Source organism: Arthrobacter sp. SLBN-112, from assembly GCF_030944625.1.
Lineage (GTDB): Bacteria > Actinomycetota > Actinomycetes > Actinomycetales > Micrococcaceae > Arthrobacter.
Genome location: NZ_JAUSXY010000001.1, coordinates 3559321 through 3572840 on the forward strand (window position 1 = coordinate 3559321; position 13520 = coordinate 3572840).

13 protein-coding genes are annotated in these 13520 nt (G+C 68.4%); 3 read left to right on the forward strand and 10 right to left on the reverse strand.

The features are described from left to right. Window positions 1-8: 8 nt before the first annotated feature. On the forward strand, window positions 9-1487 hold the full coding sequence (locus tag QF050_RS16560; RefSeq protein WP_308931396.1) for an AlkA N-terminal domain-containing protein: 1479 nt from the start codon (window positions 9-11) through the stop codon (window positions 1485-1487). After that, window positions 1484-1978 (forward strand): methylated-DNA--[protein]-cysteine S-methyltransferase, encoded by a 495-nt coding sequence (locus tag QF050_RS16565; protein WP_308931397.1) that lies wholly within the window; start codon window positions 1484-1486, stop codon window positions 1976-1978. The genes QF050_RS16560 and QF050_RS16565 overlap by 4 nt, the downstream gene beginning before the upstream one ends. Here the strand turns inward: QF050_RS16565 and QF050_RS16570 are convergent, their stop codons facing one another. The 10 genes from QF050_RS16570 to argC form a co-directional block, all read right to left on the reverse strand. Further along, a complete protein-coding gene (locus QF050_RS16570; RefSeq protein WP_308931398.1) occupies window positions 1979-2719 on the reverse strand; it encodes a maleylpyruvate isomerase family mycothiol-dependent enzyme in 741 nt (246 codons plus the stop codon). A gap of 37 nt (window positions 2720-2756) precedes the next feature. Further along, the gene (locus tag QF050_RS16575; RefSeq protein ID WP_308931399.1) at window positions 2757-3305 is read right to left on the reverse strand and encodes a pyridoxamine 5'-phosphate oxidase family protein; all 549 of its coding nucleotides are present in this window, start codon (window positions 3303-3305) and stop codon (window positions 2757-2759) included. Between the two features lie 173 nt (window positions 3306-3478). Further along, on the reverse strand, window positions 3479-4918 hold the full coding sequence (argH, locus tag QF050_RS16580) for an argininosuccinate lyase (protein WP_308931400.1): 1440 nt from the start codon (window positions 4916-4918) through the stop codon (window positions 3479-3481). Between the two features lie 6 nt (window positions 4919-4924). Next, complete coding sequence (locus QF050_RS16585; protein WP_308931401.1) at window positions 4925-6130, reverse strand: argininosuccinate synthase; 1206 nt, start codon at window positions 6128-6130, stop codon at window positions 4925-4927. Window positions 6131-6176: 46 nt separating this feature from the next. After that, window positions 6177-6707: an arginine repressor gene (locus QF050_RS16590; protein ID WP_159632296.1), complete on the reverse strand. Its 531-nt coding sequence runs from the start codon at window positions 6705-6707 to the stop codon at window positions 6177-6179. Beyond that, window positions 6707-7708, reverse strand: coding sequence for an ornithine carbamoyltransferase (gene argF, locus QF050_RS16595; RefSeq protein WP_308931402.1), 1002 nt, complete (start codon window positions 7706-7708; stop codon window positions 6707-6709). The genes QF050_RS16590 and argF overlap by 1 nt, the downstream gene beginning before the upstream one ends. Further along, window positions 7705-8976 carry an acetylornithine transaminase gene (locus QF050_RS16600; protein WP_308931403.1) on the reverse strand — a complete coding sequence of 424 codons (1272 nt, stop codon included), beginning with the start codon at window positions 8974-8976 and terminating at the stop codon, window positions 7705-7707. Before QF050_RS16600 ends, argF begins: the two co-directional genes overlap by 4 nt. Beyond that, complete coding sequence (argB, locus tag QF050_RS16605; RefSeq protein ID WP_308931404.1) at window positions 8973-9932, reverse strand: acetylglutamate kinase; 960 nt, start codon at window positions 9930-9932, stop codon at window positions 8973-8975. Before argB ends, QF050_RS16600 begins: the two co-directional genes overlap by 4 nt. A gap of 42 nt (window positions 9933-9974) precedes the next feature. Continuing rightward, window positions 9975-11141 carry a bifunctional glutamate N-acetyltransferase/amino-acid acetyltransferase ArgJ gene (argJ, locus tag QF050_RS16610; protein WP_308931405.1) on the reverse strand — a complete coding sequence of 389 codons (1167 nt, stop codon included), beginning with the start codon at window positions 11139-11141 and terminating at the stop codon, window positions 9975-9977. Continuing rightward, window positions 11138-12169 carry an N-acetyl-gamma-glutamyl-phosphate reductase gene (argC, locus tag QF050_RS16615; RefSeq protein WP_308931406.1) on the reverse strand — a complete coding sequence of 344 codons (1032 nt, stop codon included), beginning with the start codon at window positions 12167-12169 and terminating at the stop codon, window positions 11138-11140. Before argC ends, argJ begins: the two co-directional genes overlap by 4 nt. A 159-nt stretch (window positions 12170-12328) precedes the next feature. On the opposite strand from argC, the gene QF050_RS16620 reads away from it, so the two are divergent. Then, window positions 12329-13294, forward strand: a complete 966-nt coding sequence (locus QF050_RS16620; RefSeq protein ID WP_308931407.1) for a quinone oxidoreductase — start codon at window positions 12329-12331, stop codon at window positions 13292-13294. Window positions 13295-13520: the final 226 nt, after the last annotated feature.

The window sequence follows — 13520 nt, forward strand, 5'->3', positions numbered from 1 at the left end:
ATGGAGGAATGGACTTCTGGCAGCGCTACCGGGCAATCGATGCCCGCGATCCCCGGTTCGATGGCCAGTTCTTCACGGCCGTCCGCACCACCGGGATCTACTGCCGGCCCTCATGCCCGGCCCGGACGCCGAAGGCATCGAACGTGACGTTCTACGAGACGTCCGCCGCCGCGCATGAGGCAGGGTACCGGGCCTGCAAACGCTGCCTCCCGGAGGCGGTGCCCGGGACGCCGGCCTGGAATGTACGCCAGGATGTCGCGGGCAGGGCCATGCGCCTGATCAACGACGGCGTCATCAACCGGGACGGCGTGGCGGGTCTTGCGGCCCGGCTGGGCTACTCCGCCCGCCAGCTCAACCGCATCCTCGGCCAGGAACTCGGTGCAGGTCCTTTGTCGCTGGCCCGCGCCGCACGGGCCCAGACGGCACGCGCCCTGCTGGTGTCCACATCCATGAAATTTGCCGACGTCGCCTTCGCCGCCGGGTTCAGCAGCATCCGGCAATTCAACGACACCATCGCCGAAGTGTTCGACATGACCCCCACGGCGCTGCGTCGGACCGCCCGGCATCCGGCAGTGGCCGGGGGCGCTACCGCCCTGACGCTGAGCCTGCCTTACCGCGCGCCCTTCGATACCGGCATATTCTCCTTCCTGGCCGTGCGTGCCATCCCTGGAATCGAGGAGGGCACGCCCACCTCCTACGCCCGGACCCTTCGCCTCCCGCACGGCGACGCCCGCTTCCGGGTGGAGTACGACGACGGCGCGCGGGGGCGGCCCCTGACCCTCACCGTCGGTGCGGTGGACCTGCGCGACCTCCCGGCGCTTCTCAGCCGCGTCCGGCGGCTGTTCGACCTCGATGCGGATCCGGAAGCGATTGACGGCACCCTCGCCGCCGACCCCCGGCTGGCAGGCAGCGTTGCCGCCGCACCCGGGATGCGGCTGCCCGGGGCGCTGGACCCGCAGGAACTCCTGGTACGGGCCATGGTGGGGCAGCAGATTACGGTGGCGGCCGCCCGCACGGCGTTGACCCAACTGTCAGCCGCGGGCACTCCCAGCAGCGCGCCCGGGGAGGGCCTGGAGCGGCTGTTTCCCACCCCCGCGGAAATCGCCGCAGCGGGTCATTTGCTGCGTGGGCCGCGGCGGAGGATTAAATCGCTGCTGCACGCTGCGGACGCGATGGCCCGCGGGCAGCTCGAGTTCGGGTACGGTGACGACCTGCCCAGCCTGACAGCGGCCCTGCTTCCGCTGCCAGGGGTGGGACCATGGACGGTGGGGTACGTGGCCATGCGCGTTCTGGGTGCCCCGGACATCTTCCTCGCCAACGACGCCGCCGTGCGGAACGGCATCCGCGCCCTCGATTCCGGGGAGCACACCCTCACACCGGACTTCCGGGAGGCCAGCCCATGGCGTTCCTACGCCACCATGCACCTGTGGCGCGCTGCGGCGCGGCCTGCCATTCCACCCACCACTCCCGCGAAAGGGATGCCATGAAAGCCCAACTGCTGCAGCTGTCCACCCCGGACGGTCCGTTCACCATCCTTGCCAGTGACGGCACGGTCCTGGCCTCGGGCTGGACGGCCGGCCTGCCGGACTTGATCGGGCAGGTCCATCCCGTGCTGCGCCCCGAGTCCGTGGAGGAGGTGGCCGGCCTTGCGGGAATCTCGGCCGCCGTCGAGGCCTTTTATGATGGCGACCCGGCACCGGCAATGGCTGTTCCGGTCCTGCAGCGCTCCGGCCCGTTCCGTGCCCACGCCTGGGATGTGCTGCGGGAGGTCAAACCCGGCTTTCCCGTCACCTACAGCGAGTACGCGGCCCTGGCAGGGAACCCCAAGGCAGTGCGGGCAGCGGCGAGCGCATGCGCCTTCAATGCGGCGGCCCTCTTTGTCCCGTGCCACCGGGTGATCCGCACTGACGGCTCGCTGGGCGGCTTCCGCTGGGGCCTGCGCATCAAGGAAAGCCTGCTGGCCCGCGAGGCCGCCTAGTTACTTCTTGGGGTCCGGCATCGCCGAAGGCCAGGGCAGCAGATCCGGAAGGTCCGTGCCGTCCCCGGCGGCGGTGGCGCGCAGGCTGTCCAGCGATGGCTGCCGTCCCGCGAGCCACGCGGCAATATCGGTCACCATGCCGCTGACGACGACGGTGCTGCCGCCGGCGCCGAGGCTCAGCGGCGGGAGGGCCACCGGCTGCAGGACCAGCTTGTTGCCGCCAGGGACGCGGGCGGCCAGGAAGTCGAAGAGGTGGGAACAAAAGTCCTTGTTCCAGACTTCCGGTCCCGTGCCGGCGTCCAGGTCGGCGGTGTGGATCACGAGTTCGCGCCAGAGCGCCAGGCCGGCGTCGAAAATGACTCCGTCGCGGAAGGCGATGGGCGTCTGCCACTCAGGCCCGGTGAGAGCATCGAAGGCGGCCAGCGACCGGTGCAGGGCGGCAGTGACGTCGCTCCGGTGCTGGCCGAGGCTGTGCCCGGCCGCGAGATCGATGGCACGGTTGCGTCCCTCCACGCCGCCGTCGTACAGCTGCACCGTTTCGCCCCGGCGGCCGCACTCCACCTGCCGGGCGAGGGCGTCGCAGATGCCGGCGATGTGGGCCAGCAGGTGGCCGCGGCTCCAGCCGGGAAGGGTTGATGGCGCCTTTTCGCCGCCGTCCGGAATGCGGTCCAGGGCGGCCGCCAGCGCGTCGGCTGCCTTGTGCAGTTCAGCAAGGAGCGCAACAGGGGTGGGTGAGGTCATGCGGCCAGCCTAGCGGAGCACCCGGCGCGCCCGGCGCCTATTCCAGCGGAGTTCCGTCCCGCCCAACGCGGTGGCGGACATGCCGGCCGTCGTTGGCGGCCTGCCAGAACTCAATCTCGACGGGCTGGAGGGCGTAGAGCTGCCAATTCGGGTTGTCGCTGCCGTCCGCACGGGGCCGTTCGTGCCAGTCGATGCTGGAGGCGTCGGCGGAGAGCTCGGCCACTGTCCCTGCGAGCCGGACCTGCCGGCCCAGGCCGGGCCAGTAAAAGTTCATGGCGGCCCGGGGCGCCGCTGCGAGTTCCCGGCCCTTGCGGGAGGTTCGGGACGTGCCGAAGTGCCAGCCGTCGTCGTCGATGTTCTTCAGGATCAGCATCCGGGAAGACGGCTTCGGCCCGTCAGCGGCCGCGGCGTCCACCGTGGCCAGGCTGAACGCGTGCGGCTGCTGCTCCCCCGCATCCAGCGCCTCGTCCAGCCACTGTTTGAACAGCAGTGCCGGGTCCTGCGGGGCACTGCCGGGATCGAACGTGGGCAGGTCCGCCGGGAAGTCGGGCAGGGTGCGAAGGAACTTGCGGAACGTTTCGCTCATGGTTCCACACTAGCCATATGGGGGTTTCGACAAGCTCAACCAACGGCGCCCACCCCCAACGCCCCCCAACGCCCGCTCAGATATTGCAGTGAAATTCCCAACGCCCGCTCACTTTCTTAGGGAAAGTGAGCGGGCGTTGGCCAGAATGGTGCCGGAAGTGAGCGGGCGTTGTCTTAGCCTGCGTACGCCCGCACGCCGGCCAGTTCACCTTCCAGCGCAACAAGCTGGCGTTCGACGGCGGCCGGTGCCGTGCCGCCTTGGGAGTTGCGGCTGTTGAGCGAGCCCTCGGTGGAGAGGACCGTGCGGACCTCGGGCGTGAGGTGCTCGGAGATCGCTGCATACTCTTCGTCCGTCAGGTCCCACAGTTCGACGCCGCGCGACTCCGCCTGCTTGACCGCGGCACCGGAGAGCTCATGCGCTTCACGGAACGGCACACCTTGGCGGACCAGCCATTCGGCGATGTCGGTGGCCAGCGCGAACCCCTGCGGTGCCAGCGATTCCATCCGCTCCGTGTTGAACTTCAAGGTGGCGATCATGCCGGACACCGCTGGAAGCAGCAGCTCCAGGGTGTCGGCGGCGTCGAACACCGGTTCCTTGTCCTCCTGCAGGTCGCGGTTGTACGCCAGCGGCAGGCCCTTGAGTGTTGCCAGCAGGCCGGTCAGGTTGCCGATCAGGCGCCCTGCCTTGCCGCGGGCCAGCTCGGCCACGTCCGGGTTCTTCTTCTGCGGCATGATCGAGGACCCCGTGGAGTACGAATCATGCAGCGTGACGAAGGAGAACTCCTTAGTGGCCCAGAAGATGACTTCCTCGGAAATCCGGGACAGGTCCACGCCGATCATTGAGCAGACCCAGGCGAACTCTGCGAAGACATCGCGGGACGCGGTGCCGTCGATCGAGTTGTGGGTCGCGGAGAAGAAACCAAGGTCCGCAGCCACTGCTTCCGGGTCCAGGCCCAACGAGGAACCGGCCAGCGCGCCTGACCCATAGGGTGAAACGCCTGCGCGCTTGTCCCAGTCCTGGAGCCGCTGCACGTCGCGCAGCAGGGCCCAGGCGTGGGCCAGCAGGTGGTGGCTGAGCAGGACCGGCTGGGCGTGCTGCAGGTGGGTGCGGCCCGGCATCGCCACGCCGTGGTGTGCCTTGGCTTGCTCCACCAATGCGTCCACGGTGGCCAGGACACCGCGGGCAATGATGCGGGCGTGGTCGCGCAGGAACATCCGGCCCAGGGTGGCCACCTGGTCGTTGCGGGAGCGGCCCGCGCGGAGCTTGCCCCCAAGCTGGGCACCGGCCCGTTCGATCAGGCCGCGCTCCAGCGAACCGTGTACGTCCTCGTCCGACTCGGCCGGAAGGTACGCGCCGGAGGCAACGTCCTCATCCAGCTGCGTGAGGGCAGCGAGCATGCCTTCCAGCTCCGCGTCGTCCAGCAGGCCTGCCTTGTGCAGCACGCGGGCGTGCGCCTTGGACCCGGCGATGTCATACCGCGCCAGCCGCCAGTCAAAGTGCGTGGACTTGCTCAGCGCCGCGAGGGCATCCGCGGGGCCGCCGGCGAACCGGCCGCCCCACAGTGCGCCTGTGTTCGTAGCTTCGGTTTTTTGGGTTTCGACAGGCTCAACCACCGAAACTTACTTCCCTGCGACGCGGATGTCGCGGCCGGAAGCAACCTTGGCGGACATGCCCCACAGCTCGATGAAGCCCTTGGCCTGGGACTGGTCGAAGGTGTCACCGGTGTCGTAGGTGGCCAGCGAGAAGTCGTACAGCGAGGTCTCCGAGCGGCGGCCGTTAACGATCGCCTGGCCACCGTGCAAGGTCATGCGGATGTCACCGGAGACGTACTTCTGGGTGTCCTCGATGAAGGCGTCCAGGGAGCGCTTGAGCGGGGAGAACCATTGGCCGTCGTAGACCAGTTCGGCCCAGCGCTGGCCGACAGTGGCCTTGAAGCGGGCCTGCTCGCGCTCGATGGTGATGTCCTCAAGGTGCTTGTGCGCGGTGATCAGCGCCATGGCACCCGGGGCTTCGTAGATTTCGCGGGACTTGATGCCCACCAGGCGGTCTTCGACGACGTCGATGCGGCCCACGCCCTGGGCGCCGGCGCGGCGGTTGAGTTCCTTGATGGCCTGCAGCGGGGAGACCTTGACACCATCGATCGCGACGGGCACGCCGGCTTCGAAGGAGATGGTGACCTCATCCGGTGCCGGCGGGAACTCCGGGGTGGCGGTGTAGTCGTAGATGTCCTTGGTGGGGGCGTTCCAGATGTCCTCGAGGTAGCCGGTTTCCACGGCGCGGCCCCAGACGTTCTGGTCGATCGAGTACGGGTTCTTCTTGGTGGTCTCGATGGGCAGTCCCTTTTCCTCGGCGAAGGCGATGGCCTTGTCGCGGGTGAGGGCGAGGTCACGGACCGGTGCGATGCACTTCAGGTCCGGGCCCAGGGTCTGGATCCCCACTTCGAAGCGGACTTGGTCGTTGCCCTTGCCGGTGCAGCCGTGGGCCACGGTGGTGGCGCCGAATTCGCGGGCAGCCTTCACCAGGTGCTTGACGATGACCGGGCGGGAGATGGCGGACACGAGGGGGTAGTGGCCCTGGTAGAGGGCGTTGGCCTTCAGGGTTGGGACGCAGTATTCGTTGGCGAACTCGTCCGATGCGTCGGCGACGTAGGCTTCGACGGCGCCGCAGCCCAAGGCGCGCTGGCGGATGGTTTCCAGCGATTCGCCGCCCTGTCCGACGTCGACCGCCACGGCGATGACCTCGGCACCGGTGGCTTCACCGATCCAGCCGATGGCGACGGACGTGTCCAGGCCGCCGGAGTAGGCCAGCACAATGCGTTCAGTCACTTTAGATGCTCCTTGTTGGGGGTTCGTTGATTCGTTGTCTTCAAGCTTATTGCCCGGCTTCCTCAGCCAGTTGCAGGAAGCGGGCGGCGAGGTCCGGGCCACCCAGCGGGTCACGGGAGACCAGCAGGACGGTGTCGTCGCCGGCGATGGTGCCCAGGATGGACGGCATCACCGAGTGGTCGATGGCCAGGGCCAGGAAGTTCGCCGCCCCCGGCGGTGTCCGGAGGACTGCGATGTTGGCGGAGGCTTCGGCAGTGACCAGCAGTTCACTGCACAGCCGGGCGAGCCGGGCATCCAGGATCTCCTGGGTGACGCCGCTCTTGGCACCCCGTTCGCCGCCCTCGCCGGGCACGGCGTACACCAGGACACCTTCCTTCCCGCGGACGCGGACGGCTCCCAGCTCCACGAGGTCGCGGGACAGCGTGGCCTGGGTGACCTGCACGCCGTCGTCCGCCAGCAGCGCCGCAAGTTCCGCCTGGGAACGCACGGACTGCCCCGTGAGGATCGCGGTGATGCGCGCCTGCCGGGCTGTCTTGGTGGCCGGGCTGGTGCCCGGGGACGACGGCTGGGCGGACACTAGAACGTGCTCTCCCCAGTGCCCTCGACGGGGGAAAGGCCGTCCACGAACGCCAGGCCGGAACGGTGCATCAGCCAGGCCATCAGCGCCTTCTGGGCGTGGAGGCGGTTTTCCGCTTCGTCCCAGACGATGGACTGCGGGCCGTCGATGACGTCCGCGGAGATTTCGTAGCCGCGGTAGGCGGGCAGGCAGTGCAGCACGACGGCGTCATCCGCAGCCAGTGCCATGGCGTCGGAGTCCACGGAGTAGTCCCGGAACAACTGCATCCGGGCCTCCTTTTCCGCCTCCTGCCCCATGGAGACCCAGGTGTCGGTGGCCACCACGTCGGCCCCCTGCAGTGCTTCCTTGGCGTCGGTGGTGATCAGCACCGAGCCGCCGGTTTCCACCGCGCGTTCCTTGGCAGCAGCCACAATTTCGGCGGGCGGCAGGTAGCCCTCGGGTCCGGCGATGCGGACGTGCATTCCGGCGGTCACCCCGGCCAGGAGGTAGGAATTGGCCATGTTGTTGGCGGCATCGCCCAGGTAGCTCATGGTGAGCCCCTTGAGCTGGCCCTTGTGCTCCTTCACAGCCAACAGGTCGGCCAGCAGCTGGCACGGGTGGTAGTCGTCGCACAGGGCGTTGATGACGGGCACCTTGGAGTTCTCCGCCATGGCCACGAGGCCGGCATGCGCCCCGGTGCGCCACACGATGGTGGAGACCATGCGTTCGAGCACCTTGGCGGTGTCCTCTACAGATTCCTTGTGCCCGATCTGCGCTTCACCCGGGTTGATGATCAAGGCATTGCCGCCCATGTCGGCGATGCCGGTGGCGAAGGAGACCCGGGTCCGGGTGGAGGTCTTGTCAAAGATGACGGCCACTGTCTTGCGGCCGCTGCGCTCAGCGGCGAACGGCTGCACGCTGTACGGGGCTGCCTTCATGCGGGCGGCGAGCTCCAGGACCTCTGCCTGCTCGGCGGGACTGAGGTCGGTGTCCTTGAGGAAGTGCCGGGTTGCGGTGGTCACTGGGCGTCCTTAGCTGTCTGGAGGATTGCCGGGAAAGCGGCGAGGAAGGTGTCCGCCTGGGCCGTGGTGAGGATCAGCGGCGGTGCCAGGCGGATGGTGCGCGGGCCGGGGCTGTTGACGATGAAGCCTGCGTCGAGGCCGGCCTGCACGACGGCGGGGGCGACGTCGGCGTCGAGGTCGAAACCGATCAGCAAACCTTCGCCGCGGACTTCCGTGACGCCGGGGATTGCCGCCAGCGCGGACCGCAGGTGCTCCCCCACCGCGGTGGCATTAGCCAGGACGTTCTGGCTTTCCAGCGCGTGGAGGGTGGCCAGGGCGGCCGCGGTGGCCACCGGGTTGCCGCCGAACGTGGTGCCGTGCTGGCCGGCGGACAACAACGACGACGTCTGCCCGCCAAAGGTGATGAGGGCACCGATGGGGAAGCCGCCGCCCAGGCCCTTGGCCAAGGTCACGGCGTCGGGGACGATCCCGGCATCCTCGCTGGCGAGCCACTTTCCGGTACGTCCGATGCCGGTCTGGACCTCGTCCAGGATCAGCAGGGCGCCGACCTTGCTGGTGGCCTCGCGCGCGGCCTTCAAGTAGCCCGGGGGCAGCGGCCGGACGCCGGCCTCGCCCTGGATGGGCTCCAGGAAGACGGCGGCAACGGTTTCATCCACCGCAGACTCCAGTGCGGCAACGTCCCCGAACGGGATATGGACCACTCCGCCCGGCAGCGGCTCGAAGGGCGCCCGGTAGGCTTCCTTGGCCGTGAGCGCCAGCGCTCCCATGGTCCGGCCGTGGAAGGCGCCCTCGAGGGCGATGATCTTGGTCCGCTTAATCGCGCCGTCGCCCGTGTTGCGGCGGGCAAGCTTGAAGGCGGCCTCGTTCGCTTCCGTGCCGGAGTTGCTGAAGAACACCTTGGACCCGGCAGGGGCGTGGGTCAGCTCCAGGAGTTTCTCGGCCAGGGCCACCTGGGTGGGGCTTGTGAAGAAGTTGGAGACGTGGCCAAGGGTTGCCAGCTGGCTGGCGATGACTGACGTCACGAAGGGGTGGGCGTGGCCCAGCGCGTTGACGGCAATGCCGCCCAGCAGGTCCAGGTACTCCTTGCCGTCGGCGTCCCACACCAGGCAACCGGCACCGCGGACCAGGACGCGCTGGGGCGTGCCGAACACGTTCATCAGCGAGCTGGAGTAGCGGGAGAGCCACTCGGAGCCGGCGTGGCCCTGCGTTTCGACAAGCTCGGTCACCGGGGTTTCGACAAGCTCAACCTCCGGGGTGTGCTGATTCATGCGTTGGTCTCCTCGTCCGGGACTACCTGGGTGCCGATGCCCGCCGTCGTAAATGTTTCAAGAAGCATGGAGTGGGCCAGGCGCCCGTCCACGATGTGTGCCTGTTCAACGCCCTCGTCAACGGCCTTGAGGCAGGCGGCCATCTTGGGGATCATCCCCGATTCGAGCCTGGGCAGCATATCCCGCAGCTCCGACACTGTGAGGGAGGAAATCAGCGAGGACTTGTCCGGCCAGTTGGCGTAGAGGCCTTCAACGTCGGTGAGGATGACCAGCTTGGAGGCGCCCAGCGCCGAGGCAACGGCGGCCGCTGCGGTGTCCGCATTGACGTTCAGGACCTGCCCTGTGGGCTGGAACCGCGCGGTCCCCGCCACGCTGTCTCCGCCGTCGACAATTTCCGGGGCGACGGTGGAAATCACCGGGATGCGGCCCGCCGCGAGGATGTCAACGATGCCGGCGGGGTCAACGCCGACCACTTCGCCCACCAGCCCGAGGTCGACGTCTTCGCCGTCCACCACGGTGCCGGTGCGGACGGCGCGCAGCAGCCCGCCGTCTTCGCCGGACATGCCGACGGCGTAGGGTCCGTGGGAGTTGATAAGGCCCACCAGTTCACGTCCCACCTGGCCGGTGAGGACCATGCGGACCACGTCCATGGCTTCGGGGGTAGTGACGCGCAGGCCGCCCTTGAACTCGGATTCGATGCCCAGCCGCCCCAGCATGGAGTTGATCTGCGGGCCGCCGCCGTGGACCACTACTGGGTGGATGCCCACATGGTGGAGGAAGACGATGTCTTCGGCGAAGGCGCGGCGGAGATCGTCGTTGACCATGGCGTTGCCGCCGTATTTGATCACCATGGTGGTGCCGGCGAACCGCTGGATCCAGGGCAGGGCCTCGATCAGGGTGGCGGCCTTGTCCTGGGCAGCGGACATGCTGGTGGTTTCACGCGTCTGGGTGTTCATGCTCTCACTTTCCGCAGCGGTTCCTGCCGGGAGCGCGGGCTCCTAGCTGGAGTAGGCGCTGTTCTCGTGGACGTAGTCGTGGGTGAGGTCGTTGGTCCAGATGGTGGCTTCGGCGTCGCCTGCCTGCAGGTCGATCTCCACCAGGACCTCGCGCGGTTCCAGGTCAACCAGGGACCGGTCGTCACCGATGCTGCCGTTGCGGCAGATCTGGATGCCGTTCATGGCCACGTTGAGCTTATCCGGCTCGAAGGCGGCGTCCGTGGTGCCGACGGCGGAGAGCACGCGGCCCCAGTTGGGGTCCTTGCCGAAGATGGCGGCCTTGAACAGGTTGGAGCGGGCCACGGAGCGGCTGACCGTTTCGGCGTCGGCTTCGCTGGCGGCGTTGAAGGTGCGGATGGCGATGTCGTGGCTGGCGCCCTCGGCGTCGGCGATCAGCTTGCGTGCCAGTTCCGCGCAGACCTGGGTGAGGGCGGCCCCGAAGTCCGCCGCGGAAGGCACGGCCCCGGACGCACCGGAGGCCAACAGGACCACGGTGTCGTTGGTGGACATGCAGCCGTCGGAGTCGGCACGGTCGAAGGTGACGCCCGTGGCGTCACGCAGGACGACGTCGAGCATGTCGGAATCAACGGCGGCGTCGGTGGTGAGGACCACCAGCATGGTGGCCAGGCCGGGAGCCAGCATGCCGGCTCCCTTGGCGATGCCGCCGATGCTGAACTCCTGGCCGTCGGCGTCGGTGCCGATGAACAGCGCCGACTTGGGCACGCTGTCGGTGGTCATGATCGCGGTGCCTGCCGCCGGACCGCCGTCGGCGCTCAAGGCTGCCGCCGCCGCCTCGACCCCCGGCAGGATCTTGTCCATCGGCAGCTGCTCACCGATCAGTCCGGTGGAGCAGACAAAGACATCGGTGGCCGAGATCCCCAGGACCTCTGCCACTTTCTCCGCGGTGCTGTGGGTGTTCTGGAAGCCGGTGGGGCCGGTGCAGGCGTTGGCTCCGCCGGAGTTCAGGATGACTGCGTCCACGCGGCCGTCGGAGACCACCTGGCGGGACCAGTGGACGGGGGCGGCTGCCACCCGGTTGCTGGTGAACACGGCTGCAGCGGCCTTGGCCGGGCCGTCATTGACCACGAGGGCCAGGTCCGGGTTGCCGGAGGCCTTGAGGCCTGCGGTGACGCCGGCGGCCCGGAATCCCTGGGGTGCGGTGATGGTCACGGGGCTACTCCCTGCAGGTTGAGGCCGTCGGTTTCCGGCAGGCCGAGTGCGATGTTCATGGATTGGACGGCGCCGCCGGCGGTGCCCTTGGTGAGGTTGTCGATCACGCAGGTCACGATCACGCGTCCGGTGTGGGCGTCGAAGACGAGCTGCATGGCCGCGTGGTTGGAGCCCTGGACGGATTTTGTGGCAGGCCACTGGCCCTCGGGCAGCAGGTGGACGAACGGCTCGTCGTCGTACGCCTCCGTCCAGGCCTGCCGCAACTGGGCCGACGTAGTGCCGGCCTTGACCTTGGCGGTGGCGGTGGTGAGGATGCCGCGGCTCATCGGAGCGAGCGTGGGGGTGAAGGACACGGTGACCCGCTCCCCCGCCGCGTTGGACAGTCCCTGCTCGATTTCCGGCGTGTGCCGGTGTCCGCCGCCCACGCCGTAGGGGCTCATGGACCCCATGACTTCGGAGCCGATGAGGTTGACCTTGGCAGCCTTGCCCGCGCCCGAGGTGCCGGAGGCGGAAACGATGACGACGTCGTCGGGCTCCAGCAGGTGGGCGGCGAACCCGGGAGTGAGCGCCAGCAGGGCGGAGGTGGGATAGCAGCCGGGGACCGCGATGCGCTTGGCGCCCTTCAGGGCCTCGCGCTGGCCCGGCAACTCCGGAAGTCCGTAGGGCCAGGTCCCGGCGTGGGCCGAGCCGTAGAACTTCTCCCACGCCGCCGGGTCTTCGAGGCGGTGATCGGCTCCGGCGTCGATGACCACCGTGCCTTCCGGCAACTGGGCCGCGATCTCAGCCGAGGCCCCGTGCGGGAGCGCGAGGAAGACGACGTCGTGGCCGGAGAGGTTCTCCACGGTGGTGTCCTCCAGGATCCGGCTCGCCAGTCCATGCAGGTGCGGCTGCAGTTCGCCCAGCCGCGAACCCGCGTTGCTGTGTGCTGTGATCGCGCCGATGGTCACACCGGGGTGTCCGGCGAGGAGGCGTAGGACCTCTCCCCCGGCGTAGCCGCTGGCTCCCGAAACCGCAACAGAAATAGTCATGCTTCGACTATACAGCAATAGTTATGCATTGGTACCGATATTTATGCATGCTCCATCGGGGTTGGTTGTTCCGCGTACTTGTCCTGCCGGCACGGGGTGTCCCTAGGATGGACTTCGGCAGCCGGGGCCGGAGGTACCGGGACCCGGGAAAGGAGCGCCATGACGCACGCAATCGTCGCACGGCAGGCAGGCGGACCGGAAGTCCTTGAATATGCCGGGGTTGAGCCTCCCACACCCGGCCCGGGGCAGCTGCTGTTCAAAGTGGGCGCAGCCGGCGTTAATTTCATCGATACCTACAAGCGAAGCGGCGTCTACAAGGTGCAGTATCCCTTCACCCCGGGATCTGAGGCGGCGGGCACGGTGGAGGCGGTGGGTGAAGGGGTCACCGGATTCGCGGCCGGCGACCGGATTGCCACGGCCGAAGGCATCAACTGCTACGCGGATTACGCGCTGGTGGATGAAGACGCCGCCCTGCCGGTACCGCGGGGCCTGGATGTCTTTACCGCCGCGGCGCTTCCCCTGCAGGGCATCACGGCCCATTACCTGATGAACTCCACCTTCAAGGTGGAAGCCGGCCACAAGGTCCTGCTCCACGCCGGCGCCGGGGGTGTTGGACTGCTGCTGATCCAGCTGCTCAAGGCCCGGGGTGCGGAGGTGTTCACCACGGTGTCCACGGACGGGAAGGAAGAATTGGCGCGCAATGCCGGCGCAGACCACGTGCTGCGGTACGACGGGTTCGCGGAACGCGTCCGGGACATCACGAGCGGCACCGGCGTGGACGTGGTGTACGACGGCGTGGGCAAGGACACCTTCGACGGTTCCCTCGCCGCCTTGCGCGTCAGGGGCATGCTGGTGTTGTTCGGTGCCGCATCGGGCCCCGTCCCGCCGTTCGACCCGCAGCGCCTCAACGCCGCAGGCTCCTTGTTCCTGACCCGCCCCACCATGGGCCACTACCTCCGGGACGCCTCGGAGCGGCGCTGGCGCTCGGACGAGGTATTCGCCGCGGCAGCGGATGGCAGCTTGAAGGTCCGGATCGGCGCCCGCTACCCGTTGTCGCAGGCAGCACTCGCGCACCGCGACCTTGAGGGCAGGAAGACCACCGGAAAAGTGGTCCTGGTTCCGTAGCCGCGGGCAACGTGAACATCGGGCAAACGCCCGGACGGCCGCAAATCGCGCGTCCGGGCGCGGCGGACACCTTTTGTTCATCTTCTCCCGGGAAAATGCTCGGGTGACCCAGCAGCAGGTCCCCTTCGGGGATGACCATCCCGGTGCAGCGCCGGCCAGCACCGTCCGCCAGGAGCCTGCGGCCTCCGCAGGCGACCCGCCGGCAGAAGACCCCGTCCACGGCCTT